At 57.6% G+C, this 26,839-nt stretch carries 17 protein-coding genes; 10 read left to right on the forward strand and 7 right to left on the reverse strand.

Going from position 1 to position 26,839, the window contains the following annotated elements:
- The 4 genes from C7964_RS01740 to C7964_RS01755 all read right to left on the reverse strand — a co-directional run bounded on the left by C7964_RS01740 (position 1) and on the right by C7964_RS01755 (position 10,571).
- A complete protein-coding gene (locus C7964_RS01740; protein WP_110277982.1) occupies positions 1-993 on the reverse strand; it encodes a glycosyltransferase family 2 protein in 993 nt (330 codons plus the stop codon).
- Entirely contained in the window at positions 994-7,434 is a 6,441-nt protein-coding gene (locus C7964_RS01745) for a type I polyketide synthase (protein WP_110278517.1), read from the reverse strand.
- 955 nt (positions 7,435-8,389) lie between these two features.
- Positions 8,390-9,238 carry a hypothetical protein gene (locus C7964_RS01750; protein ID WP_146214813.1) on the reverse strand — a complete coding sequence of 283 codons (849 nt, stop codon included), beginning with the start codon at positions 9,236-9,238 and terminating at the stop codon, positions 8,390-8,392.
- A gap of 343 nt (positions 9,239-9,581) precedes the next feature.
- Positions 9,582-10,571, reverse strand: coding sequence for a glucosamine inositolphosphorylceramide transferase family protein (locus C7964_RS01755; protein WP_146214814.1), 990 nt, complete (start codon positions 10,569-10,571; stop codon positions 9,582-9,584).
- 483 nt (positions 10,572-11,054) lie between these two features.
- Here C7964_RS01755 and C7964_RS01760 point away from each other — a divergent pair, with 483 nt between their 5' ends.
- The gene (locus C7964_RS01760) at positions 11,055-11,627 is read left to right on the forward strand and encodes an isopropylmalate isomerase (protein WP_110277985.1); all 573 of its coding nucleotides are present in this window, start codon (positions 11,055-11,057) and stop codon (positions 11,625-11,627) included.
- Between the two features lie 20 nt (positions 11,628-11,647).
- Here the strand turns inward: C7964_RS01760 and C7964_RS01765 are convergent, their stop codons facing one another.
- Entirely contained in the window at positions 11,648-12,496 is an 849-nt protein-coding gene (locus C7964_RS01765; protein WP_110277986.1) for a glycosyltransferase family 2 protein, read from the reverse strand.
- 228 nt (positions 12,497-12,724) lie between these two features.
- Positions 12,725-13,972 carry a UbiH/UbiF/VisC/COQ6 family ubiquinone biosynthesis hydroxylase gene (locus tag C7964_RS01770; protein ID WP_110277987.1) on the reverse strand — a complete coding sequence of 416 codons (1,248 nt, stop codon included), beginning with the start codon at positions 13,970-13,972 and terminating at the stop codon, positions 12,725-12,727.
- 42 nt (positions 13,973-14,014) lie between these two features.
- On the opposite strand from C7964_RS01770, the gene C7964_RS01775 reads away from it, so the two are divergent.
- From C7964_RS01775 to C7964_RS01795, 5 genes are all read left to right on the forward strand, one after another.
- On the forward strand, positions 14,015-15,343 hold the full coding sequence (locus C7964_RS01775) for an amidase (RefSeq protein WP_110277988.1): 1,329 nt from the start codon (positions 14,015-14,017) through the stop codon (positions 15,341-15,343).
- Between the two features lie 146 nt (positions 15,344-15,489).
- A complete protein-coding gene (locus C7964_RS01780; RefSeq protein ID WP_110277989.1) occupies positions 15,490-16,665 on the forward strand; it encodes an aminotransferase class I/II-fold pyridoxal phosphate-dependent enzyme in 1,176 nt (391 codons plus the stop codon).
- 12 nt (positions 16,666-16,677) lie between these two features.
- Positions 16,678-19,575, forward strand: a complete 2,898-nt coding sequence (locus tag C7964_RS01785; RefSeq protein WP_110277990.1) for a DNA translocase FtsK — start codon at positions 16,678-16,680, stop codon at positions 19,573-19,575.
- A 119-nt stretch (positions 19,576-19,694) separates the two neighbouring features.
- Positions 19,695-20,102: a universal stress protein gene (locus C7964_RS01790; RefSeq protein WP_110277991.1), complete on the forward strand. Its 408-nt coding sequence runs from the start codon at positions 19,695-19,697 to the stop codon at positions 20,100-20,102.
- A 38-nt stretch (positions 20,103-20,140) separates the two neighbouring features.
- Positions 20,141-21,043 carry a DMT family transporter gene (locus tag C7964_RS01795; protein ID WP_110277992.1) on the forward strand — a complete coding sequence of 301 codons (903 nt, stop codon included), beginning with the start codon at positions 20,141-20,143 and terminating at the stop codon, positions 21,041-21,043.
- Between the two features lie 6 nt (positions 21,044-21,049).
- Here C7964_RS01795 and C7964_RS01800 read toward each other — a convergent pair whose 3' ends face one another.
- Positions 21,050-21,631, reverse strand: a complete 582-nt coding sequence (locus tag C7964_RS01800) for a hypothetical protein (protein ID WP_110277993.1) — start codon at positions 21,629-21,631, stop codon at positions 21,050-21,052.
- 418 nt (positions 21,632-22,049) lie between these two features.
- Here C7964_RS01800 and rpsL point away from each other — a divergent pair, with 418 nt between their 5' ends.
- From rpsL to tuf, 4 genes are all read left to right on the forward strand, one after another.
- Positions 22,050-22,421, forward strand: a complete 372-nt coding sequence (gene rpsL, locus C7964_RS01805; RefSeq protein WP_055294782.1) for a 30S ribosomal protein S12 — start codon at positions 22,050-22,052, stop codon at positions 22,419-22,421.
- Positions 22,422-22,525: 104 nt separating this feature from the next.
- The gene (gene rpsG / locus C7964_RS01810) at positions 22,526-22,996 is read left to right on the forward strand and encodes a 30S ribosomal protein S7 (RefSeq protein WP_055294780.1); all 471 of its coding nucleotides are present in this window, start codon (positions 22,526-22,528) and stop codon (positions 22,994-22,996) included.
- 15 nt (positions 22,997-23,011) lie between these two features.
- A complete protein-coding gene (gene fusA / locus C7964_RS01815; protein ID WP_110277994.1) occupies positions 23,012-25,129 on the forward strand; it encodes an elongation factor G in 2,118 nt (705 codons plus the stop codon).
- A 91-nt stretch (positions 25,130-25,220) separates the two neighbouring features.
- The gene (gene tuf / locus C7964_RS01820; RefSeq protein ID WP_110277995.1) at positions 25,221-26,396 is read left to right on the forward strand and encodes an elongation factor Tu; all 1,176 of its coding nucleotides are present in this window, start codon (positions 25,221-25,223) and stop codon (positions 26,394-26,396) included.
- Positions 26,397-26,839: the final 443 nt, after the last annotated feature.

Consider the following 26,839-nt stretch of genomic DNA (forward strand, 5'->3'; position numbering starts at 1 on the left):
TCACTCTTCTCCGGTTTGCAGACGCCCCTGAAGGGGCTGTCCGCGCATGGGTTTGAATATTGCGGCAAAGTCATGCGCAGCCATTGTCCGCAGGAAATGCGGGGCCGCGCCATGTCCTTTTCCAGTCAATTTACAGCGCAGCCAGTGCAGGCCGCCGCCCGTCAAATGCATGATCGTGGCACAGGTGGCATAAGCACGCCCGTGATTCTTGGCGAAGTAATACCAGCGCGAATCGAACCAGTAGTCCGGCACGCGCTTCCATTCCTTCATTCCGGTTGAAACCGATCCCAGATGTGTGACCACGCTATCGGCAAGGAACATGCCCTGATGCCCCGCCTTTTGCACACGGCGGCACAGATCGGTTTCCTCGAAATACAAAAAGAATGTCTCGTCAAACAACCCGATTTCATCCAGCACGTCCTGCCGGATCATCATGCTGGCACCGGCCAGCCAATCGACAGGGGCTGTCTCGGTCAACTCTCTGGGCACCCGATAGGATTTCAACACCTTGCTGACAGGGCCGAAATGGATGGACCCTTCCAATTCGCTCCAGACCGAAGGGAAACGAAAGGTCGTGGTGTGCTGCACACCGTCTTCACCGGCGATAAAGCTACCGGCGAAACCGGTACTCGGGGTTGTGTTCAGATGGTCATACAGCACACGGATCGCATCGGGCTTGGGAAAGGCGTCCGAGTTCAGGATATAGACGTAATCCGGCCTGCCGCCATCCGACAGCCCCGCACGAATACCAACGTTATTGCCCGCGCCAAAGCCGCCGTTGCGGCCCGACTGGATCACACGGGTCCTGTCCCAGCCCGCAGAGACGACATGCGCCGCCATCGTCTCGAATGATCCGTCCTGACTGTCATTATCGACGATCACAATCTCGCCCGGCAAACCCTGCATCGCCACCCGCGCGGCGTCTGCCGCTTCCAGCGTCATCTGTGCTGTCTTATAATTCAGCACGATTGTCAGGATGCTTGGATCAGACATCTATTCAGCGGCTTCCCTATAAGTGTTTGCAACTCCCGCCGGCCTTTCAAGATAGCGGCGGATGCGGGCAGCCAGCACGCGCACATTGGGTTCAAGCACCATGCTGTCATGGTCACCAGGGACTTCGAACACTTCCAGACCCGGAACAAACCTGGTCCAGTCATTGTCAGGATAAAGATAGGTGCGTTCCGAACTAATGAGCCGGTTGCCAACAGTCCATTTCGGCACCAAGGGCGGGCGGAACAGTGCCATCGTCCCATCCCAGGGTTTGACCTGATAGGCGCCGACGCTTTCCAGGAACGCATCCTGAATCGCCAGATTATGAAATTGCTGACCTTCCTCGGCGGTCTCTTCGCGGCCTTTTCGTTTCGCGATCTCCCATGCGACCCGCGACTTGAACCAGTTCACCAGATACATCGGACCGCCGCGCTGGATATCCTGCAATTTCGTGCGTAAACGATCGCCGCGATCCATGATTGGGCGGACCGGTAGCGGCGTATCCAGTAACACAAGTGCAGCAACCTCTTCACCCTGCGCGCGCAGCTGGTGGGCAATTTCAAAGGCCGTAATGCCGCCACCGGAAAAACCGCCCAAGTGATAGGGACCATGCGGCTGCACCTGCCGCATCTCGGCAATGTAATCAGTGGCAGCGGCCTCAATCGTGCGGTGCGGTTCTTCGTCACCCAATAGGCCGCGCGCCTGCAAACCGTAGAACGGACGGTCGCTGCCGATCAGATGGGCCAGATGGCGCAGGTTCAAAACGTTACCGAACATCCCCGCCACAAGAAAGAACGGCGGCTTCCGCCCGCCTTCGCCCTGATGCATCGGCACCAGATGGGTAAAGCGCCGCGTATGCGTTTTGGGGGCGTCGGCTGGCGCATCTCCGCCCTCAACCGTCACACCGCGTGCGGCAATCAGCGCCGCACATTTGCGGATTGTCGGGGCCTCGAACAGCACGGAAATCGGGAAATCAACGGAAAACGCCTTGCGGATTTGCGCAAAGAGCCGGACCGCAATCAGGGAATGGCCACCAAGATCAAAGAAACTGTCCTCGGCGCCGATCTGATCGACACCCAGAAGGTCCTGCCAGAAACCGGCCAGCCGCTCTTCGATCGGACCTTCGGGGGCGACATAGTCACTATCGAGTTGCGGACGCGAGAATTTCTGCCCGTCTTCGGCATCATCGTCATCACTTTGGCCCGCCTGCGCAATCAGCGCCTCCAGATCAAGCGACGACAGGATCACCTGTTGATGCGGGCTGATGAGCGCACGCAAGAACAGGTCCGCCCCTTCCTCTGCACGGATACCTTGCGACAGGTTATGGCGCAGCCGTTCTTCGGCAGGTGACAAGGGTCGTACCACATCATCCTGCCCCGCCGTTGCAGGGGCAGGATCTTGCGCGCCAAAGCCTGTCATCTCGGCCATCTGGCGGATCGTAAATCCGGTGATGTCCACACAGACCGTCCCGTCCGGAGCGGCAAGCGTGATGTCAAAGCTGGCGATGTCGCTGTCTGACGTGTTGTCGCGCGCGTTGCGCACCCAGCTGACCACCTGTGCAGGCAGCGGGGCATAGACCTTGACCGACCGATAGGACACCGGCACCCAAAGGTGCTGCGCGGTATAGCCCTTGATCAGCTTCATAGCCCAGCCCGTGGCCAGATCCAACATGCCGGGATGCAGCAAATAACCTGCCTCTGCATCCCCCGCCGCGGCTTGCGGCAGCGCGAGCGTGGCAAGCCCCTCATCATCGCCAAGGGCCGTGGATTGCAGGACCCGCCAGCGCGGACCGAATTTCAGATGCGCCTCTTGCGGTGACGCAATCCAGCCCAGTTCACCCGCTTCAATCGGCGGCGCACAGCGCGCGGCGATGGCGGCAATATCCAGCGGCGCAGGCGCGCCCATGGGCAGGATTTGCAGACTGGCCTGTGCGTTCTGGGCAAAGGCACCATCCGTGCCGCTTTCGACCAAAAACTCATAGCCTGCTTCACTGCGCGGCAAGGTCAGGCGCAGGTTCACAGATCCGCTATCACCCACCGCAAAGGGGCGCAGGAAATAGAGGTCACGGATTTCAAAGGCGGCCGTTTCACCCATGCTTTGCAGGGCCTCGGCGGCCATTTCCAGATATCCGGTACCCGGCACGAGCGCGTCACCTGCCTTGGTGCGGTGCTCATCCAGAAACCAGCGGTCCGCCACTGTGTAGGACGCGGTAAAGACACGCGCGCCCGCACGATCAAATGTCGCCTGATCCAGCATGGGCGCGCTGACATCCGTCACCTCGGCAGGGGCTGCGGCACCGGTGCGTTCTTCCATCGCATCGGCCGCCATACCCACATCGGCCCAGATGCCCCAGTTGATCGCGCGCACCATCGTCGTACCGCCGCTGCGCGATTTGGCATAGGCGTTCAGGTATTCGTTCGCCGCCACATAATCGACCTGCCCGATGGGTGCCGTAGCAGTTGAACTTGAGGCGAAAAGCACAAGCCAGTCCAGATCGCCGTCAGGGAACACCTCGTCCAGCACTTGGGTGCCGTGGATTTTCGGGGCAAAGACATCTTCGATGCTGGTCACATCCTTGGCCATAATCGGCGCGTCGTCGATGTGGCCAGCGGCATGGATCACCCCGTTGATCGGCCCGAACGCCGCCTCAACCTGCGCGCGGGCGTCGCGGATATCCTCGACGTTGCTCACATCCGCCGCGACCGACAGGATCTCACCGCCCAACGCCTCAAGCGCCTGCACCGCCTTGATGCGCCGTGCAAGTGACGCGGTTGGCGGGGTATTTCTCAGCGTCGTCTCCCACGCGTCACGCGGCGGCAAAGCACTCCGCGACAGAAGCGCAATCCGCGCACCACAGCGTTTGATCAGTGCCTCGGCCAGCGTCAGGCCGATGCCACCAAAACCACCGGTGATCAGATAGACACCTTTGTCTTTCAACACAGGCAATGGGCCGTCATCAGGCAAATCGGTCAGCGCCGCAGGTTTATAGGTGAGCGCGAACCGCTTTCCCCCGCGCACCAATGCGGTGCCATTGCCCGGATCGGCCAGCGCGTCCTCAAGGATATGGCCCACCAAACGGTCGGTATCGGCTTTGGCCATCCGGCGCTTCTTGCGTCCCTCGGCCTGCGGCAATTCCAGATCAAGCGTCGCCACCGTCAGATGTGGGAACTCACGCGGGATGACACGCGCAGGGCCAGCAAGCGTGGCTTTTTCCGGGTGCGGCAGGGCCTCGCCCTTGTGCTGGGCGGCCCCGTTTGACAGCACGATCATATGAATATCGCCTGCCAAATCCTCGCCACCAATCGCTTGGGCAAGGAAGAACAGGCTATAGAACCCCTGTTCCTGCACGCGGTGGAAGAAGCTTGAACCGGGGCGGAAACTTTCATCCGCCGTAATCATCCAGCCGTGCAGAATACGGGTCGGGATCAGATCGCGGGTGTTGAGATCGGCAATCAGTAGATCATAGCCTTCGCGCCCACGTTCAGGGGCAAGGAAATATCCCCCCGCGCCATCACGCGCAAAAGTATCACCGGGGCGTACTGTGACCACATCATGCCCAGCGTCGCGCAACCTTTCAGCGGCGGCGGCGCACAGGCCCGCATCATCGGCAAAGACCAGCCATATCTGTTCTTCGGCCTCGGACAGATCACCGGTGACGTCCACGTCGCAGGCCGCATAGCGCGGCAGCCATGCAGGGCGATAACCCCATTCATCGGGCGGCGTGTTGCGGGTCAGCCACTCGCTGGCCTCATCTGTCGTCGCTGTGCCGGGTTCGATGAAATAGGCGGCATGCTGGAACGCATAGGTTGGGAGCGGGACGCGCAAACGCCGCGCATCGCCCCAGATCTGGCCCCAGTCAAATGTGCCGCCAACGGCCCAGACACGGCCCAGCATCGCCATGAAATAAGCATCATCCGCGATATCGTCCTTGGGGTGGCGCAGGCTCGAAATCACCTGATTTGCAGTCACCTTGCCATGCTGGCCCGCCAGCGACGACATCGCCTTGCCGGGGCCGACTTCGATAAAGACGCGGTCGTCTTTTTCGGCCAGCGTGGTCAGGCAATCGGCAAAGCGCACCGTGCCGCGCAGATGGCCGACCCAGTATTCGGGGTCCTGCGCCTGTTCATCGGTGATGAATGCACCCGTGCGATTGGACGTGAACGGGATCTTCGGGGCATGCAGCTCAATTGACCGCAGGTAATCGCCGAAATCCTTCAGGATCGGGTCAAGCATCCGCGAATGTGCAGCGATATCAATCGGAATGCGCTGGCAGTCGATATCCTTGGCCTTCAGCCGCGCCTCAAGATCATCGAGCGCTGATTGCGGACCAGTGGCGACGCTGAGTGAAGGGGCGTTCACAGCGCCCAAATCCAGATCATCGCCCAGGAAGGGTTCCAACTGATCCGCAGGCAGTGCAATCGACAACATGCCGCCCGCAGGAACGGTATCAAATAGCTTGCCGCGCAAATGCACCAGTCCGATGCAGTCCTCGAAAGACATGACACCGGCGACACAGGCGGCGGTGTTCTCACCCATCGAATGACCTGTCAGGGCGGCAGGCTGCACACCCCAGCTCATCCAGAGTTGCGCCAGCGCATATTCCACGATCATGATCAGCGGCAATTGCACGGAAGGTTGGGTCAGCTTGGCATCAGCGGCGGCTTCCTGCCCGGGCTCGGGCAGCCAAAGCGCGCGGATATCGTAATCCAGCTTGGGTTGCAGGATGGCCAGACCCTGATCCATCCATTCCGCAAAGACAGGCTCGGTCTCGTAAAGGTCCCGCGCCATGCCCGCATATTGCGCGCCACCACCGGGGAACATGAAAACATAATCGGGGTCTTCACCCACGACCGTATGGCTGAACGCGCGGCGGGGGTCGTTTGCTTCCAGCTGGGCTGCGGCGTCTTCATGGGTCTCGGCCACAATCACGCGGCGGCGCTCAAACGCGCGACGCCCCTTTTGCAGGGTCCATGCCACGTCAGCAAGCGGCTGGTCAGGGTTTGCGCGCAGGTGCGCGGCTAGCGCGGCGCAATTGGCATCAAGTGCGGCCTTGTTACGCCCCGAGACCGTGAGAATCTGAAACGGCCAATCCGACGCATCCGACGGCGGCAATTCCGGCGCTTCCTGCAACACGACATGGGCGTTGGTCCCGCCCACACCCAGCGAATTCACACCGGCGCGCCTTGGCCCTTTATGGCTGACCCAATCGGTCAGCCTGTCATTCACGCGAAAAGGCGAGGTTTCGAAATCAATCGCAGGATTGGGCTTTTCATAACCCAGCGATGCAGGAATCAGTTTGTGATGCAGCGCGAGCGAGGTCTTGATCAGACTGGCCACGCCCGCCGCCGTATCCAGATGGCCGATGTTGGTTTTCACCGAACCGATCCGGCAGAACCCCACCTCGTCCGTGGTTTCCTGAAAGGCCTGCGTGAGTGCGGCAACCTCGATCGGGTCACCCAGATAGGTGCCGGTGCCGTGGCATTCGATATAGTCGATGGTGTCGGCGGGCGTCTCGGCAATCATCTGCGCCTCTGCAATCGCCTCGGCCTGTCCGTCTACAGAGGGGGCAAGATAGCCGGCCTTGGCCGCGCCATCGTTGTTGATCGCCGAACCCTTGATGACAGCCCAGATATGATCACCGTCGGCAATCGCATCTTTCAGACGGCGCAGGACCACTACACCCGCGCCCGACCCGAAAACCGTGCCTTGCGCGCGATGGTCAAAAGCGTGGCAATGGCCGTCAGGCGACAGCACCTCGCCCTCTTTGTAGATATACCCGCGGTCCTGTGGCAGTTCGATCGTGACACCGCCCGCCAGCGCCATGTCACATTCACCCGACAGCAGGGCCTGCGTGGCGTAATGGGTCGCAACCAGAGAGGTGGAGCAAGCGGTCTGCACGTTCACACTCGGGCCTTTGAGGTCGAAAATATGGCTCAGCCGTGTAGTCAGGAAATCCTTGTCGTTGCCGGTGTGACGCAGCAGGAACATCCCCACATTGTCGACCAGTTTGGGGTTCGAGCAGATGTTGAAATAGAAATAGCTGCCCATGCCGCAGCCCGCAAAAACACCAATCGGGCCTTTCGCGTTTTCCGGCATATGGCCTGCGTTTTCCATGGCCTCCCACGCCACCTCAAGGAAACGGCGGTGCTGCGGGTCCATGATGGCGGCTTCTTTGGCGGAGAGGCCGAAGAACTCGGTGTCAAAATTCTGGTAACCGGAAAGCGGTGCCGCAGCAGGCACGTAATCGGGCCTGTTCAGACGATGCGCGGCCTCGCCCGCCGCCAGCAATTCTTCCTTGCTGTAATGGCGGATCGATTCGATGCCGTTTTTCAGATTGTCCCAATAGGCCGCAACCGTATCTGCACCAGGTAAATGCGCAGCCATTCCGACAATGGCGATGTCAGTTTCGGCGAAATCGATATCATCTCGTGATAGGGGCAACAGAACTACCAAACAGCCTCGGGAACAGAAGCATTACAAATACCAGCAACAATAGGCAAAATTATGTCAGTTTTCTTGATGTCACAAGCAGGTTTACTCCCTGCATGTGACCATTTCGAGCTAACCACTTGGCCGCCCACATGCAGCGTTAGTGCAAAAGGCAGATTAATTGTAGCATCAGTGGCCTAATTTGGTGGGCTGGGTCACATCTCATGGCAGATGTTCGTTTTCTGGCCTCACGCCGCAATCAAGCCTGCCAACATAGCTCGTTGGGTGTTTAGGCCTCGTGTTGTGCCGTCCGAGCGTGACTTTCGGCCTCCAAGATTGGATCGATAGAGTATTCCCCAGATTGGGGATCGATTGGACGGTCGAGACGAGTTGTCTTCGCTTAGCGTTCCTTGGCCTTGCGGTAATATTGAAGCTGGCTGTGCATGCAGCCGTTGAATGGCCGCGATGATATGGCTGAACAATTGACCAGTGATAGCCGCCTGCGCGTTGCACAGTCATTGCGTAGGGCATAGCGGACAATCCGTGCCGCAAGAGGCCAAAAACGCACCATCTAGCTTGGCACTATGGGCAGGTGAGTGACTATGAAGCCCACACGCGGAAAGAACTCGCTGGGATACAATTTGACCTAGGCGGCAGCGCCTAGGCGCGTATCCAATTCCTAAAATAACAGCAATCTGGTGTCTGAGCGGTTTTTTGAACCATGAAATTCCAGACACCCTGATGGTCGAAACCTAGGTATAAGGAAGCCGCGTCGGTTGCACCGTCATAGGCACGCGCGAAATCTCGCTCCAGGCGACATCAACCTGTTGAAATATGGCACTTTACTGGCAGTCAGGGCTCAGATTCGTCGGTCTGCTCAACGAATACGGACTCTTAGAGAACACAACATTTGGGAACCCTGCTGCGTCGCTTCAAGTTCAAAACCCTGTTGCAGGGCAGTGGCAGAGAATTATTCAGAAAGCACCTTCCAAACGAGATCTTGCATAAACCTTGCTTGTTCGGGGGTTGCGCCCCCCATGTTCTGCATTCCGCGCGGGTCGCGGCCATAGATCACCGCAAAATGGGCCAGCGCAATATAGTAGTTTCCGAGCGCATTGAGATGAATCATGTCTTCAAAAAGATCAGAAAAATCATCCAAGCCGGGGGCATTGCCTGCCTCAATCTCGTCATATATCGCAGCCATTAAGAGCGGACCGGGGATCATTCGCATTTCTGGCGAACCGGCTGGCCGATTCTCGTTTGTATAGTCCAACATGCTTTGCCAGCGGACCATCTCTAGATCTAGACGTTCGCGAAATGGTGTGAACTTTTCAGGATCATTCCAAGGAAACTGAGTGTTTGGGCCGCTATCAATGTCCACCCATGTTGCGTAGAGGATCGTCTCAGCACCCTTTCCTTGGTTGCCGTTTTCCCATGAATTTTCGAACCACAAAAGCGATTGCTCGATTGAATTATGCCATGGGAGTGTACTCGAGAGCGGGACGCGTTCGGTCAGCACAAGGGTGTCGTAATTTGCGATATCACTTTTTGCATCAGGTTGGCCGTAGCCTGGAGCCTGTTCCCAACGCATTTCCATGGGGCTTCCTGGAATTGTGGATTTATCAATGACAACTGTCGGACTACCTGCATACCGCACCATCGCCCGCAGAGGTTCGAAAATCCCGTCAGTGAGGCTGTGCCCTGATTGTATCACGCGCTGGTTCAAAGGCCTTTCTTGGGCATGACTTTCTGCTGGCCACGAGAATAACAGCGCCAAACCAGCAGAAAGTACGAAACTGGCGAAACTTTTTCTTACCATAACTAAGAACCTCTAACTAAAGCGTGAACTAGTCTCACCATGTATCTAAAGCGCAGCGCCATAAGCAAGCTTTTAGACATCAACATTCAATGATGTTGGACAGGTGCAGAAGTCAGATCGTCTCAACGCCAAGTTTATCAATTTTCTTTCTTAAGCATATAGAGGCCTTCGGTCCGCCTTTTTGAGCTCTCCGGCTTGCAGAAAACGGATGACTAGAAGACCGCAATGAGTGATCAATCGCATGTGCGATCATAGTTTTGTTGGTGCTCTGGGCTCTTTCACCATCATCTCTTCAGTATTGTGAAGTCACCTTGATAATGCGCCTAAATCTCCTTTTAAAACCCTACCTGTCCCGACCATCGACTGCAGCCAAATGCCTTCCGGGTGCCTGAATAATCGAAACATGATGCATGCCGGCAGCATTCCACCCCTCGCCAGATGGCGCTAGCACGGGATCATCGGCAATCAGGACTTCGGCATAACTTGTAGGTGAGAGGTCTGTGATCTCGAACGCTCGTACCTGTATCCCGTATTCTGGATCAGCATCCTGCGCAAAGCGGATTGGCCGACCGTTACGTATGATGACACCGCCACCGGGCCGGGAAATGTTCGCATCGTCTCTGATGATCGGGTTCATGGTGTGCGGGGTCCACCCGCTTTCGAGCTGCTCGGAGAAGTGGATATTAAGAACATCGTTGCGTGGCGTTGTGGAAAACATCCACCACATGTCGTCAAAGTAGAAGACAGTCGGGTCAACAAACAAATAGCCTGCCAACAGGTCGCCGACATATTCCCAAGCGACTGGGAAATCTGACGCCTTATATAAGCGGACAGAAGAGACCTCATGGCTCTCCGGAACCATGTAATGCTCATCGTTCCACTTGAACACGTTTGGGTACGAAAGATGAAAGTCTTCATCCAGAATGACTTGGCCGTATTCCCAATCGAGCCCATCAGTGCTTTTGGCATATCCGATGTCACCCTGATTGTTTGCCTGGTTCAGGATCTCAAAAAACATGTAGTACTGATCATCTTCCCGCAGGAGGAACGGGTCAGCGACGAAAGCTGCCTTGATATCGGTGACGTCATCTTCTGTAAGAACCGGGTTTCTTGCGCCCTCTGTTGGTCTAATGTCAAGCGGGTCAGTGCCTTCGTAAATTCCAATGGTCCAGGGTCCGGTTTGTAGCATGTTGGCGTTATCGCCCATCACAGCGTCCCATGCCGAGTTCAGGGCAGCGTAGGGGAAGATTTTGAACTTTGCGACAACCAAGCCGTAGCCAGCACCCAAAAGCAAAGTGAAAATAGCAAGAAAGAGACTTGTTTTACGCAACACAGTTTTCTCACTCTTGAGCAGCAGGCAAAGGCCTGCGAATCCAATATGGCCGGACACACCAAGATATTTTTTGGCGATCTCTCAGGCATGCTTTGTGGCAATAAAGATGTTGCAGTTATGCGGGTTGATCAAGCCCCTTCGCCTGTTTTGGCCTGTTTGAGACCTCCGACGAGATATACCAAGCTTTCTTCTTGGTAGAAGCTCATTTTTATGTACCTGATTTCATTGAATTATTAGGCGTCCGCCTAGAAAAGTGTCGTTTCGCGCGCAGGGGCTGTTTTTGGTTTGAACTCGAAAATGACCAGCGACAGCATGGTTCATGCAATTCTTCAGAAGTCCGAGCGGTCATGTAACAGATTTGGTAGAGAATGCAGCGATATTGGCCTGGCTGACGAGAGCTGTTCAAGCTAATTATCAAACGGTATTAGCCGACGGTCTGTGGTAATGCGTTGTTGACGGAACGTGCTTTTTAATAGGACTCATATGACACTTGCGGAGCTTACAGCCTGCATCGCCACAAGCTGGTCACCACAGATAGGCGATCCTACCGTGATGGGTTGGTTTACCGTTTTGTCTTATGTCGTGGCAGGTGGGATGTCTTTCGTCGTGATGACGAACCAGAAGGGTAGACTGCGCGTGTTCTGGTTCCTGCTCGGCGTTCTTTTGTTGGCACTATCAATCAACAAGCAGCTTGATCTGCAATCAGCATTGACCGCCGCTGGGCGTTGCCTTGCATTAGCTCAAGGCTGGTATGAAGATCGGGCGTCCGTCCAGCTCATTTTCATTGGTTTTGTGGCTATGACTGGTGTGCTGTTTTCGGTTGGCCTGGCTGTCATGATGCGGCGCTCATTTGTGCAAAACTGGCTTGCTTTGACTGGTCTTGGGTTCCTTTGCACTTTCATCATTATCCGTGCGGCAGGTTTTCACCACTTTGACCGTTTCATAGGGTATGAAATCGCAAATGTCAGGATGAATTGGATCATGGAACTGGGAGGGATTGCTATGATTGCAGCCAATGCGATCCAGCTACTGCGACAAACACCGGCAGGTCGTTAGGTTCGTGTAGAATGCCCTGATCAATCCCGACCGCGCCGCCAGATAAAGGTATCGCCATTCTTGGTGCGGCTTGCCCGGACATTGCTTACGAAAAAAACCAGTACAAAGATAGCTGATGAAAAAGGTGCTGCAAACAAGCTCAGTATATTGCTGGCTGTTTTGTTACGCTGGCTGTCGTTCTTCATCAGTTCCGGGTATTTTTCAGCCAGCTCCATGTTGCCCTCGCTCCATCGGTGCCGCACATGCACCAGATTGCTGAAACCTTCGGGCAATGGCCATTCATACGTCGCTTGCGTCTTGAACCGTTCATGTGGCGCAAACTGGAGGCGCACGAATCGGTCATCAGAGTATATTGCAGGAAATTCGTCCCAACGTGCACGTCCATTGGCGTTAGTTGCATATAGTCCGATGCCCGGCACACCATCGCGAACGAATGGCAGGTTCGTCCATACTTTCGCATAAGCCCGACTGATGATGCTCGTGGGGCGAGGGATGCGGACTGTACCGCTCGCATAACGCGGCTCTTCGGCCGAGAGAATGTCCGTGAGCTCCACAAGAACAGTGTTACTGAGAATGACGTCCGCATCCAAGTAAACGCGCGTGTCATAGGCGGCGACTTTTTCGGCCTCGTTCAGGGCGTTCATTTTGTTTCCTTGCGCTATATCCAGCACAACAAGATCAAATCCCTTTTCCCGTAACGCGGCGGCCCTTTCATTGGCGCGTTGCACTGTACGATCGTGACACCCGTTGGCCGCAACGATAACCTGGATAGCATGGCCGTTGGGTAACCCGGATTGCGCGGCTATAGCATCAATACATGACGCGATACGGATTTCTTCGTTATAACTGGGGATGATAACTGTAAGCATCAGATGCGCTCGTACCTTGCTGCAGACTGGCTATTCACACACAAGCCCTTACGCCGCCAGAGCGGCGGCAGCCAGGCTGACCAAGTCTCATTTGGCCAAGAGCTACGATTTCTATGGTGTGTGGTGCAATAGAAACATCAAAATACGCTACCTTTACTCAATTGTAATGCTATCTTTGCACATGCCAACAAGACCGCTCGTTTGCTTGCAACGCCTCTAGTCCAACACTCACCCACGCATCAGTCGCGGTAAATCACCGGTCAGCCCTGCCGCTTCGCGGATGAAGCTGCGCCGCAATCCCGGTGCGGCGTTTACCAGACCCATGCCGATATCGCGCGCGGCGCGCAAGATCGGGTTGTCGTTTGAAAAGAGCCGGTTGAACGTGTCGGTGGCCAGCGCCAGCGTTGCCGTATCGAACCGCCGCCATGTCTGATAGCGCGCCAGTGTTTGCGCGCCGCCGATGTCTTCACCGCGTGCGCGCGCACTCTCCAACACCTCGGCCAAAGCCGCCACATCGCGCAGACCGGCGTTCAGGCCTTGGCCCGCAATGGGGTGCACACCGTGGGCGGCGTCGCCGATCAGTGCGGTGCGCTCTGCGATGAAACTGTTGGCCAGCGTCAGCCCCAAAGGATAGCTGAAACGCGCACCGGTCAGGCTGATCTGCCCGAGAAAGCTGCCAAAGGCGGGGCGGAGGGCGTCGAGAAACTCCGCGTCATTCATCGCCATCAGCGCCTGCGCGCGCGCATCGCTTTCGCTCCAGACAATCGAACTGCGGTCTTTTGTCAGGGGGAGGATCGCCAAAGGGCCTGCGGGCATAAAGAACTGATGCGCGATACCGCCGTGGGGCTGTTCATGCTTGACCGCGCAGACGACGGCGGTTTGGCCGTACCCCCAGCCTGTGCGCTTGATGCCTGCGCGTTCGGCGGTGCCGCTTTTGCGCCCGTCCGACCCGATAAGCACCTTGCCACTGATCTGCGTGCCGGAGGCCAATGTGACCTGCACCCCGCCTGCATCGACAGATTGCGCAACAACGGTTTCGCCGGACAGATGCGTAATCCGGTCATCTTTTGCCATGGCATCAAGAAACGCGCGCCGCAGGTGGCGGTCTTCGACCATAAAGCCCATGGGGCCTTCTTCGATCTCGGCATGGTCAAAATGCATCATCCAGGGGGACGGCCCTTCGCCGGCACGCCCGTCGGTGACCTTGATTTCCAGCATCGGTTGGGCGTTGTCGGCGATTTGCGGCCAGATGCCGATGCCGCTCAAAAGCCGCTTGGATGCTAGCGCAAGCGCATAGCTGCGTCCGTCGAAATCAATCCGTTTGCGGGTATCCAACGGAAGGCTGTCGACAATGGTGACGGTAAACCCCGCCTGCGCTGTTGCCAGCGCCAGGGCCGGCCCGTTGAGCCCGCCGCCCACAATGATGAGATCTGTTTTCATACCGTGCAATATGCGTGTCAGGACGGGATTGTCCATGCGCTGCTTGGCCGCTACCGTGGCTTCGAACAGGAGAATAATATGCAAGACTGGCGATGGATGACAGCGGCGGATCTGGGCCGTGCAATTGGTGCGGGCGAAATTGATCCGATAGCCTTGGCCGAGGTCTATCTGGACGCAATTGATGCGCACGAGCACCGCGACCGCATCTACGCCCGTGTGACGCATGATCGCGCCCGCGCCGAGGCCAAAGCGGCATCGGAGCGCGCGAGGGCAGGGATGCGTCGCAGTGCGCTGGATGGTGTGCCGGTGTCCTGGAAAGATCTGTTTGATACCGCAGGTGTGGCGACCGAGGCGGGAACGGCACTGATGGAAGGCCGCGTGCCGGACACGGATGCCGAGGTGTTGCAAAACGCCACGGCGGCAGGGCTGGTCTGCCTTGGCAAGACACATATGTCCGAAATCGCGTTCTCCGGCCTCGGGCTGAACCCGATCACCGCGACGCCACCTTGCGTGAATGATCCTGATGCCGTGCCGGGGGGGTCTTCGTCAGGGGCTGCGGCTTCGGTTGCCTTTGGACTGGCTGCCGCCGGTATCGGCTCTGATACAGGGGGATCGGTCCGCATTCCTTCGGCGTGGAATGATCTGGTGGGGCTCAAGACGACGCACGCGCGCCTGTCGCTTGAGGGTGTCGTGCCGCTCTGCCTGACCTTTGATACCGTTGGTCCATTGTGCCGGTCGGTTGAGGATGCGGGGCTTTTGCTGGCCGCGCTCGAGGGCAGTCGTGCCGTTGATCTTGCGGGGAGCAGTCTTGAGGGCGTGCGCCTGATGGTACTGGATACCATAGCGCCCGACGATGTCCGCGACGCCCCGCGCGCGGCGTTTGACGGTGCTGTCGCACGGTTGCAGGCGGCAGGCGCCGTGATCGAACACCGCTATTTTTCGCAGCTTTTCGATGCATTCAACGTGGCGGGCAATCTTTACGCTGCCGACAGCTATGGCTGGTGGCGCGATCGGGTCGAGGCGCATCCCGAAAAGATGTTCCCGCAAATCCTTGAACGGGTACGCGGCGGCAAGACCGTCAGCGGGCCGGATTATTGCGCCGGATGGAACCTGCTGCGCGACATCCGCAAGCAATATGCCGCAGAGACAGCGCAATTCGACGCGGTGATCATGCCCACCGCCGCGATCCTGCCACCCGATGCCGCGCGGCTATTGTCCGACGACGACTATTACAAGACCGAGAACCTGCTGGCGCTGCGGAATACACGTATCGCGAACCTGATGGATGTGTGTTCTGTGACACTGCCAACGGGCGTGCCGTCCTGCGGGATCATGTTCAACGGACGAAACGGAACCGAGGCGGCGCTGTTGCGGCTGGCGGCGGCGGCAGAGCGGGCTTTGGGGTAGTTAAAGAGTTCTCGGGTTTCACCCCCCCAACTGACCGAAAAGCCACAAATTCTGCGCCGTTTGATCCCTTCTTCTGGACAGAACGCCCGCTGCCGCGTTAGTTTGGAAAAAAGCGGGGCGAAATGATCCCGTAAATTGAGGCAGTTATGGTATTTCCTGAGCGGTTTTCGGACCTTCCGGCAGCGACGTGGCCACGCTTGCGTGCTCTGTTAGACGTGCCGACGCGCGGTGCCGAGACAATCAACATGACGATTGGCGAGCCGCGCCATGCGTTCCCCGGCTTTGTCGGCGATATCATTGCGGACAATCTGGCAGGTTTCGGGAAGTATCCGGACAACTACGGCACACCCGCCTTGCTGGATGCGATCAGCGGTTTTCTCAAGCGGCGTTATGATCTGGATATCCCGCATCAACAAATTCTGACGCTGAACGGCACCCGCGAGGGGCTGTATAACGCCGCGATGGCGCTTTGCCGCGAAGACAAGAACGGCAAGCCAGTGATCCTGACGCCTAACCCGTTTTATCAGGTCTATGCGGTGGCGGCTCTGTCTGTGGGTGCCGAGGCGGTCTATGTCCCTGCGGTCAAAGAAACAGGCCATTTGCCTGACTTCCACGCTTTGCCTGTCGATATTCTGGACCGCACGGCAATTGCCTATATCTGTTCGCCCGCCAACCCCCAAGGCGCGGTCGCGGATGAGGACTATTGGCGCAATCTGATCACGCTGGCTGAAAAGCATGATTTCATCATTTTCGCCGATGAGTGCTATTCCGAGATTTACCGCGACACGCCACCCCCCGGTGCCTTGCAGATCGCCACGCAGATGGGTGCTGACCCCGAGCGCGTTGTGATCTTTCACTCGCTGTCCAAGCGCTCGAACCTGCCGGGCCTGCGGTCCGGTTTTTGCGCGGGCGGGCCAAAGTCGATGGAGCGCATCCGTTTGTTGCGTGCCTTCGCGGGTGCGCCCTTGCCCGAACCTTTGCAGGCGGTTGCGGCTGCTGCGTGGAACGATGAGGCGCATGTGATCGAAAACCGCGCCCTCTATCACCGCAAGTACGAGATCGCGGATGATATTCTGGGCCATGTTGACGGCTATCAGTCCCCGCAGGCGGGGTTCTTTTTGTGGTTGCCGACCGAAGACGGCGAAACATCCGCCGTCAAGCTGTGGCAGGAAACCGGCGTGCGGGTGCTGCCCGGTGCATATCTGAGCAGAGAGACAAACGGGGAAAACCCCGGCAAGACATACATTCGGGTCGCCATGGTGGCCCCAACACAAGAAATGCAGCGCGGTCTGACCCTGATCCGCGACTGTTTATATGGTTGAGGAACAAGAGTAATGGCATCTTACCAATCCCGGCGGCGCGACCCGCTTTTGGACAGCACCACGCAGGCCGCGATCGAGAAACGCAGCAAAGAGCTTTTGGGCATTGGCCTGATCTGTGTCGGTCTGCTGATTGCCGTGATGGTGGGCAGCTATTCTCCGGATGATCCAAGCTGGATTTCTGCAACGGATGCACCCGTGCAAAACTGGCTTGGCCATTTTGGTGCGTCGGTGGCTGCACCGCTGATGATGGTGATCGGTCTGGGCACTTGGGTCATGCCTGTGATCTTGCTGACATGGGGTCTGCGTTTTGTTCTGCATCACGGCCAGGAACGCGCCATTGGCCGCGTGATCTTTGCACCGGTTGCGATTGTGCTGGCCTCGGTGCATGCCGCAACGCTGACGCCGGGTGTGGATTGGCCTGCCAACTTTGGTCTGGGCGGTCTTTTCGGCGATACCGTTCTGGGTGTTATTCTGACGATCGTGCCCTTTGGTGCGATCTTCGGCGTGAAACTTCTGTCGTTCCTGACCGGTGTGGCGCTGCTCGCGCTCATGGCGTTTGTGCTTGGATTTACGCGCCCCGAATTGAAAACCGGTGGGCGCTTTGCCTTTCTGGGCACGGTGATGCTTTATGCGATGGTGCTGCGTGCCCTTGGCAAAGGGGCGGCACTTTCCGCACAGGCCGCACAAGGCATGACCGCGACCGTACAAGCGCGTCGCGAACAAATGCATGAAATCCGCGCGGCCCGCGCGCAGGAACCTGCCTTGGACGATCCCTTCTCGGTGCCCCCACTGGCCGACGATGCGCGCGCGCGCGCCGCAGCCGTTGTGCGCGCGAACCCCGTCATGCCCACATCACAGCCACCTGTGACGGTACCAAAAATGCCACCGGCACCACCGCTTGCTGCTCCGGCCCGTGCCACTGCGCCAGAGCCGCAGGGTGGTTTCCTGTCCGGTCTGTTGAAACGCAATGACCCGATGCCGGAACCTGAATTGGTGACGCGGGAACCTGTTGCGCACGGTGTGCCTGCCGCAGGCGGTGCTGACCGTGTGAGTGCGCGCATCGCTGATGCGATCAAGAACCGTGCCGTGCCGCCATCCCCGACGGGTGTCCGGATCGAGCCTTCGCTGACCGCAGGGCGGGGGCCGCAGCCACTGGTCTTTACACCGCCGCAAGAAGAAGCCCTGTTGGAAAGTGATGATGATCTGGTGCTGGACCGTGCGGATGATACGGAACGGATGGCCGCGCCGCATATGCCAATTCCAGAGGTGCGCGTGCCCACACCGCCCGCGCCAGAGCCACGCAGCGTTGTTCAGCACCCGCCCAAGCGCCCGCCGCAACCCTCGCGTCAGGCACAGGCCGAAGCGCAACCTGCACTGAAGTTTGACGATAAATATGCGACCTATGAGCATCCGCCGCTGGGTCTGTTGACAAACCCGATCGAAATCCAGCGCCATCACCTGAGCGATGAAGCCTTGGAGGAAAACGCACGTATGCTGGAAAGCGTGCTGGATGATTATGGCGTGAAGGGTGAAATCGTCTCGGTCCGTCCCGGTCCTGTTGTGACCATGTACGAGCTTGAGCCTGCGCCGGGTCTGAAGGCCAGCCGCGTCATTGGTCTGTCCGATGATATCGCGCGCTCTATGTCTGCCCTCTCTGCCCGTGTTTCCACCGTGCCAGGCCGGTCGGTGATCGGGATCGAACTGCCCAACGAGAACCGCGAAAAGGTGGTGCTACGTGAAATCCTGTCGCACCGTGATTTCGGGGACGGCAACCAGAAACTGCCGCTGGCGCTGGGCAAGGATATTGGCGGTGAGCCGATTATCGCAAACCTTGCCAAGATGCCTCACCTGCTGATTGCCGGTACAACGGGTTCGGGGAAATCGGTGGCGATCAACACGATGATCCTGTCGTTGCTCTACAAGCTGAGCCCCGAAGAATGCCGGATGATCATGATTGATCCCAAGATGCTCGAACTCAGCGTCTATGACGGCATCCCGCATCTGCTCTCACCTGTTGTGACCGACCCCAAAAAGGCGGTGGTTGCCCTGAAATGGGTCGTGGGCGAGATGGAAGAACGCTATCGCAAGATGTCCAAGATGGGTGTGCGCAACATTGATGGTTTCAATGGCCGCGTGAAGGACGCGCTGGCTAAGGGTGAAATGTTCAGCCGCACGGTGCAGACCGGATTTGACGATGAAACCGGCGATCCGATTTTCGAGACCGAGGAATTCCAGCCCGAAGTGCTGCCTTACATCGTTGTGATCGTGGACGAGATGGCCGATCTGATGATGGTCGCCGGTAAAGAGATCGAAGCCTGCATCCAGCGTCTGGCACAGATGGCGCGCGCCTCGGGTATTCACCTGATCATGGCGACACAGCGTCCGTCGGTCGATGTGATCACCGGTACGATCAAGGCGAACTTCCCGACGCGGATTTCCTTCCAAGTGACCTCGAAAATCGACAGCCGCACGATTTTGGGTGAAATGGGAGCAGAGCAGCTCTTGGGCATGGGTGACATGCTTTATATGGCGGGCGGATCGAAAATCACCCGCGTGCATGGCCCCTTCGTGAGCGACGAGGAAGTCGAAGAGATCGTGAACCACCTTAAAGGCTTTGGCCCGCCCGAGTATATGTCAGGTGTTGTTGATGGCCCGTCTGATGATCAGGAAAGCAGCATTGATCTGGTGCTGGGTCTTGGTGACGGATCGGACAGCGAGAACGCGCTTTATGACACGGCGGTGGCGATTGTGATCAAGGACCGCAAATGCTCGACCTCTTATATCCAGCGCAAACTGGCGATCGGCTATAACAAGGCGGCGCGTCTGGTGGAGCAGATGGAAGAGGAAGGCGTGGTCAGTTCCGCCAACCACGTCGGCAAACGCGAGATTCTTGTACCGGAACAGCACTAGCATTTATCCAAGGCAGTGGCCGGCCCGCTGCCTTGGTATTTCCTTTTATGCGTGACCCAGATCAAGGAGTGCGCCGCTGCGCTCTGATAGGCTCGGGCGAGCAACAAAAGGAAAATCCTATGTACAAGAAGATCCTTGTTCCCGTCTCGTTCGAAGCGGACCGCAACGCGCAGGGGGCGATGGAAATCGCCAAGGCTCTGTGCGGAGAGGGCGGCGCAATCACCTGTCTGCATGTCATCGAGCAGCTTCCGCAATATGCGACGCAGTACCTTCCTCCGGGCCATCTGGAGGGAGCGAAGGCCGAGATGGTCGAGACCCTCAAGTCTTTGGTGGCGGATGTCGACAACGCGACCGCAGTTGTTGTGGATGGGCATGCATCCCGCACCATCCTGGATTTTGCTGAAAAGAACGCTGTTGATCTCATTATCATCGCCAGCCATCAGCCGGGCATGCAGGACTATTTGCTGGGGTCGACTGCGGCCAAAGTTGTGCGCCACGCAAAATGTGCGGTGCACGTGCTGCGATAACGCTGGTCAGGTTTCAAACGCGCTGATACGCCAGCACCATGCTGGTGGTGTCAGACAATATTCGCGGCGCGCTTCTGATGATGGGAGCGATGTGCGCTTATACGCTCAACGATGCTTTCATGAAGTCGTTGGCGGATGAAATTCCGTTGTTTCAGGCCATCTTCATCCGCGGGTTGGGGGCGATCGTATTCCTTGTCTTTATGTGCAAGGTGCTGGGGCAGCTTCGCTATACATTCCCCGCGCGGGATTGGGGCCTTGTGATCCTGCGGACCGTGGGCGAGATCGGCGGCACCTATTTTTTTCTGACCGCGCTTTTCAACATGCCCATCGCAAATGTCAGCGCGATTTTGCAGGTCCTACCGCTCTCGGTTGCTTTGGCGGCGGCGCTTTTTTTGCGCGAGCCTTTGGGCTGGCGCAGGCTTTCGGCCATTATCGTCGGTTTTTGCGGTGTTCTTTTGATTATCCAGCCGGGTGGCGCGGATTTCAGCGCTTACAGCCTTTATGCCCTCGCGGCGGTGGCCTGTGTTACATTGCGTGATATCGCGGTGCGCAGGATGTCACGTAATGTGCCTTCCGTCTTCGTCGCCCTTGTCGCGGCGGTCGGTGTGACGGGGCTTGGCGGCGTTGGCTCTCTCTTTGTGGAATGGCAGCCCTTTACCACGCTCTCTGGCTTGCAGCTGGCGGGCGCGACAGGTTTCCTGATCTTCGGGTATATCGCCTCGGTCAGTGCCATGCGGTTCGGGGATATCGCGTTTGTTGCGCCGTTCCGGTACACCAGCCTTCTGGTGGCGCTCGTCCTCGGGGTGCTTGTGTTCGGCGAATGGCCCAATGCGCTGGCGCTGACGGGCGGTGTCGTTGTTGTCGCGACGGGGCTTTTTACGCTTTACCGCGAAACCAAGCTGCGGATCCGGAACCGGATGGTTCCGGACCGGATCAGATAGGTTGCCCTAGTTCGCGGTGCCGAAGAACACGCCATTCACGTCCATGTTGAAATCGCCTGTCGCAAAGCCCGTCGCAGACCCAAAGACGGCGTCTCCTTCACTGAAATCATCGCGTACGGCACCGTCGAGTGTCAGTACCATCTGGCTTTCCACCGCGAATCCGTCGTTATCAACACCCGAGATCTGACCGGATGCAAAGGCATCGAGGTCACCACTTGTTTCGGTGCCGGTTATGCCAAGGCTGCCGCCGAACCGTTGGTTGGGGGTGCCGTTCGGGTCAATCAGGTTGATATTGGTAACGCTGCCAGAAATATCACTGTCGCCGAAATCGACCAGCATTGTCATATCGCCCAGAATGCTGCCCTGCGCGTCCCCCGTAACATCAGCCCCGACGTGACCACGGTAGGTGACACCGCCTGATGGCAGGTCGGACAGGGGGGTGAATGGCAGATCGGCGATACGCTCTGCCTCGAACATCGCGATATCGACATCGCGGGCCGAGACGGTTGGGTCAGTGGGCGCGACGGTTGTCGCCGCGCAGGCGGCGAGGGTGGCAAGCGTCATAAGACTGAGTGTGATCCGTGTCATGTGAGGGTCTCCTACAAAGGGGGCTTGTACTGGACGGCACGACAGGCGCGCCTTGGAGCATGACTTGGACAAGGTGTGATCTGCTAGGCAATAAAGCCCGCATGATATGCGATAGCAGGGGCGAAATTGCAGGCATGCGACACAGAAGTCGCGTGGCTGTCGTGGCGCTGTTGACAGGCCAAGAGACTCCCCCTATACGCCGCTCATCCGGGCTGGGGGCAATCCTCCGTCGTTCCGATATCATACCACGTAGTGGCCAAGAACCGAGCGCTTTTATAGCTTTGTTCCTCTGGAGCTCACCGCACCGAACCTCCGGTAAGGGTTCGACTGCGGAATTTTTGTGCTTTCCGAAGTGAAAGCATGTTTTGAAACCCGCGTTTGCCGGACGCAAAATGTGAATAGATGGGAACATCAAACGATGCCAACGATTCAGCAGCTGATCCGCAAGCCGCGCCAGCCAAAAGTCACACGATCCAAATCTCAGCACATGGAAGGCTGCCCGCAGAAGCGCGGCGTCTGCACACGTGTTTATACAACGACACCAAAGAAGCCGAACTCGGCGATGCGTAAGGTTGCCAAAGTGCGCCTGACAAACGGCTTTGAGGTCATCTCTTACATCCCCGGTGAAAGCCACAACCTTCAGGAACACTCTGTGGTTCTGATCCGCGGCGGCCGTGTAAAAGACCTTCCAGGTGTGCGTTACCACATTCTGCGCGGTGTGCTTGATACACAAGGTGTCAAAGACCGTAAGCAGCGTCGTTCGAAGTACGGCGCGAAGCGTCCTAAGTAAGTTATGACGCAGTCCCGGACTTGATCCGGGACCTCCACGTCAACCGCCAAGAGGTCTCGGATCAAGTCCGGGACTGCGTAGAGAAACAAGAGAGAGACCGACACATGTCACGTCGTCACGCCGCTGAAAAACGCGAAGTTCTGCCAGACGCAAAGTTTGGTGATATCGTTCTGACCAAGTTCATGAACAACCTGATGGTTGACGGTAAGAAATCCGTCGCCGAACGTATCGTCTATAACGCCTTTGACCGCGTTGAAGACAAGCTGAAGAAATCCCCTGTGGAAGTCTTCCACGAGAGCCTTGATAACATCAAGCCAGCCGTCGAAGTGCGTTCACGCCGCGTTGGTGGTGCGACATATCAGGTGCCTGTTGAAGTGCGCCCCGAGCGCCGCGAAGCGCTTGCGATCCGCTGGCTGATCGCTGCTGCGAAAAAGCGCAACGAAAACACAATGGAAGAGCGCCTTGCAGGCGAGCTGATGGATGCGGTCAACGGCCGCGGCACAGCCGTCAAGAAGCGTGAAGACACCCACAAGATGGCCGACGCGAACAAAGCGTTCAGCCACTACCGCTGGTAAGAGGATAGTACCACAATGGCACGCGATTACCCCCTCGAACTTTACCGTAACTTCGGGATCATGGCGCACATCGACGCAGGTAAGACCACCTGTTCCGAGCGCATCCTGTATTACACCGGTAAATCACACAACATCGGCGAAGTGCACGATGGCGCCGCCACAATGGACTGGATGGAGCAAGAGCAGGAACGTGGCATCACGATCACCTCTGCTGCGACAACCACGTTCTGGGAGCGCACAGAAAACGGCGTTGAGCCTGACAGCCCCAAGCACCGCCTGAACATCATCGACACCCCCGGCCACGTTGACTTCACCATCGAAGTCGAGCGTTCTTTGGCCGTGCTTGATGGTGCGGTTTGTGTTCTTGACGCCAACGCCGGTGTTGAGCCGCAGACAGAAACCGTTTGGCGTCAGGCTGACCGCTACAAAGTTCCGCGCATGGTTTTCGTCAACAAGATGGACAAGATCGGCGCCGACTTCTTCAACTGCGTGCGCATGATCGAAGACCGTACCGGTGCAAAAGCTGTGCCCGTCGGTATTCCAATCGGTGCCGAGAACGATCTCGAAGGCCTGATCGACCTTGTCACCATGGAAGAGTGGCTTTGGCAGGGTGAAGACTTGGGCGCGTCCTGGGTCAAGGCTCCGATCCGCGACAGCCTCAAGGACATGGCTGACGAGTGGCGTGGCAAGATGATCGAAGCCGCCGTCGAAATGGACGACGACGCGATGATGGAATACCTCGAAGGCAACGAGCCTGACGTGCCAACACTGCGCAAGCTGCTCCGCAAGGGTACGCTGGCGATGGCATTCGTTCCTGTGCTGGGTGGTTCTGCCTTCAAGAACAAAGGTGTCCAGCCTCTGCTGAACGCAGTTGTCGATTATCTGCCAAGCCCGATGGATGTCGTTGACTACATGGGCTTCAAACCCGGCGACGAGACAGAGACACGCAACATCCCGCGTCGTGCGGATGACAACATGGCGTTCTCCGGTCTGGCGTTCAAAATCATGAACGACCCGTTTGTGGGCTCTTTGACGTTTACACGGATCTATTCCGGTAAGCTGATGAAGGGTGACACCATGCTCAACTCTACCAAGGGTAACAAAGAGCGTGTTGGCCGTATGATGATGATGCACTCCAACAACCGCGAAGAGATCAGCGAAGCCTGGGCAGGTGACATTATCGCACTGGGTGGTCTGAAGAACACAACAACCGGTGATACACTTTGTGATGCAGCCGATCCTGTTGTTCTCGAAACAATGACCTTCCCCGATCCGGTGATCGAGATTGCGGTCGAGCCCAAAACAAAGGCCGACCAGGAAAAGATGGGTATCGCTCTGGCGCGTCTGGCAGCAGAAGATCCATCCTTCCGTGTCGAAACCGATCTGGAATCCGGTCAGACCATCATGAAGGGCATGGGCGAATTGCACCTCGACATTCTTGTCGACCGCATGAAGCGCGAATTCAAAGTCGAAGCGAACATCGGTGCGCCACAAGTGGCCTACCGTGAGACCATCGGCCACGAAGTCGAGCACACCTATACGCACAAGAAGCAGTCTGGTGGTTCCGGTCAGTACGCTGAAGTGAAGATGATCATCTCTCCGACAGAGCCCGGCGAAGGCTACTCTTTCGAGAGCCGCATCGTCGGTGGTGCTGTTCCAAAGGAATACATCCCCGGTGTTGAAAAAGGCATCCTGTCTGTCATGGATAACGGCCCGCTGGCCGGCTTCCCTGTGATCGACTTCAAGGTGGCTTTGATCGACGGTAAGTTCCACGACGTTGACTCCTCCATCATGGCGTTCGAAATCGCGGCCCGTATGTGTATGCGTGAAGGCATGCGCAAAGCCGGTGCGAAACTGCTCGAACCGATCATGAAGGTCGAGGTGGTAACGCCCGAGGAGTACACTGGCGGGATCATCGGTGACCTGACATCACGCCGCGGCATGGTGCAGGGTCAGGACACACGCGGCAACGCGATTGTCATCGACGCGATGGTGCCTCTGGCGAATATGTTCGGCTACATCAACACACTGCGTTCCATGTCTTCGGGCCGCGCGCAGTTTACGATGCAGTTTGACCACTACGATCCAGTGCCGAGCAACATCTCTGAAGAGATCCAGGCAAAATACGCTTAATCGGGATGGCGGGGTGAACCCCGCCCTACCCACCACCCCGTAGGGCGGGGCCTGCCCCGCCGCCCAAACCTAAATTTGAAGGAGCCACACCATGGCAAAGGCAAAGTTTGAACGTAATAAGCCGCACGTAAACATTGGCACAATCGGCCACGTTGACCACGGCAAGACCACCCTGACCGCTGCGATCACCAAGTATTTCGGTGACTTCAAAGCCTACGACCAGATTGACGGCGCGCCCGAAGAGAAGGCCCGTGGTATCACAATCTCGACCGCACACGTCGAGTACGAGACAGAGACACGCCACTACGCCCACGTCGACTGCCCCGGCCACGCTGACTATGTGAAGAACATGATCACCGGTGCCGCCCAGATGGACGGCGCGATCCTGGTTGTGAACGCAGCCGACGGCCCGATGCCACAGACCCGCGAGCACATCCTGCTCGGCCGTCAGGTGGGTATCCCCTACATGGTCGTTTACATGAACAAGGTTGACCAGGTTGACGACGCAGAACTGCTCGAGCTGGTCGAGATGGAAATCCGTGAACTGCTGTCCTCTTACGAGTACCCCGGCGACGACATTCCTGTGATCCCCGGTTCGGCTCTGGCCGCACTGGAAGAGCGCGATCCCGAGATCGGCGAAAGCTCGATCCGTGCCCTGATGGAAGCTGTCGACACATATATCCCGACACCTGCCCGTGCGGTTGACCTGCCGTTCCTGATGCCGATCGAGGACGTGTTCTCGATTTCCGGCCGTGGTACTGTTGTGACCGGCCGTATCGAGCGTGGCGTGATCAACGTCGGCGACGAAATCAGCATCGTTGGTATCCGCGACACCACAAAGACGACCTGCACAGGCGTCGAGATGTTCCGCAAGCTCTTGGACCGTGGTGAAGCCGGCGACAACATCGGCGCACTGCTGCGCGGTGTGGACCGTGAAGGTGTTGAGCGTGGACAGGTTCTGTGTAAGCCGGGCTCTGTGAACCCGCACACAAAGTTCGAGGCAGAAGCCTATATTCTGACCAAGGAAGAGGGTGGCCGTCACACACCATTCTTCGCGAACTACCGTCCACAGTTCTACTTCCGGACCACTGACGTGACCGGCACAGTTGTTCTGCCCGAAGGCACCGAAATGGTGATGCCGGGCGACAACCTGAAGTTCAACGTCGAGCTGATCGCACCGATCGCGATGGAAGACGGCCTGCGCTTTGCGATCCGCGAAGGCGGCCGCACCGTCGGCGCCGGTGTTGTATCGAAGATCGTCGAGTAAACCGTAGGTCGGGGCCCGCCCCGACACATCGGACAGAACAAACGAGAGGCCGCTCCACTTGGGGCGGCCTTTTGTGTTGATTCATTAAGATGATCGCTAAGCGGACATAGTTGCCGTCTTCGTTTCACCCCAAAGCACCCTTAAAGAACAACCGGCCGGCGCAGTCCGGCCATCGCCCGACCTCCCCCATGAGGGCGATTTTGTAACCCTTTCAGAGGTAACTCACCTTGCTTTTTTGCACGACCCCGGCCCCTGACGCCGCAAAGCCCTCCAGGTCGGACGATGGCCGGATTGCACCTCGGGCAGCAGATTGGGTTCTTAATAGACATTGGCCCAATATTTGCCGAACACGCACCGCGTCAGTTCTTGATCAATCGACGCAAACCCCCTTTACACACCCCCCGACTCCCCCTATACGCCCGCTATCCAACAGGGGTGCGCTT

Source organism: Loktanella sp. PT4BL (assembly GCF_003201935.1).
GTDB lineage: Bacteria > Pseudomonadota > Alphaproteobacteria > Rhodobacterales > Rhodobacteraceae > Yoonia.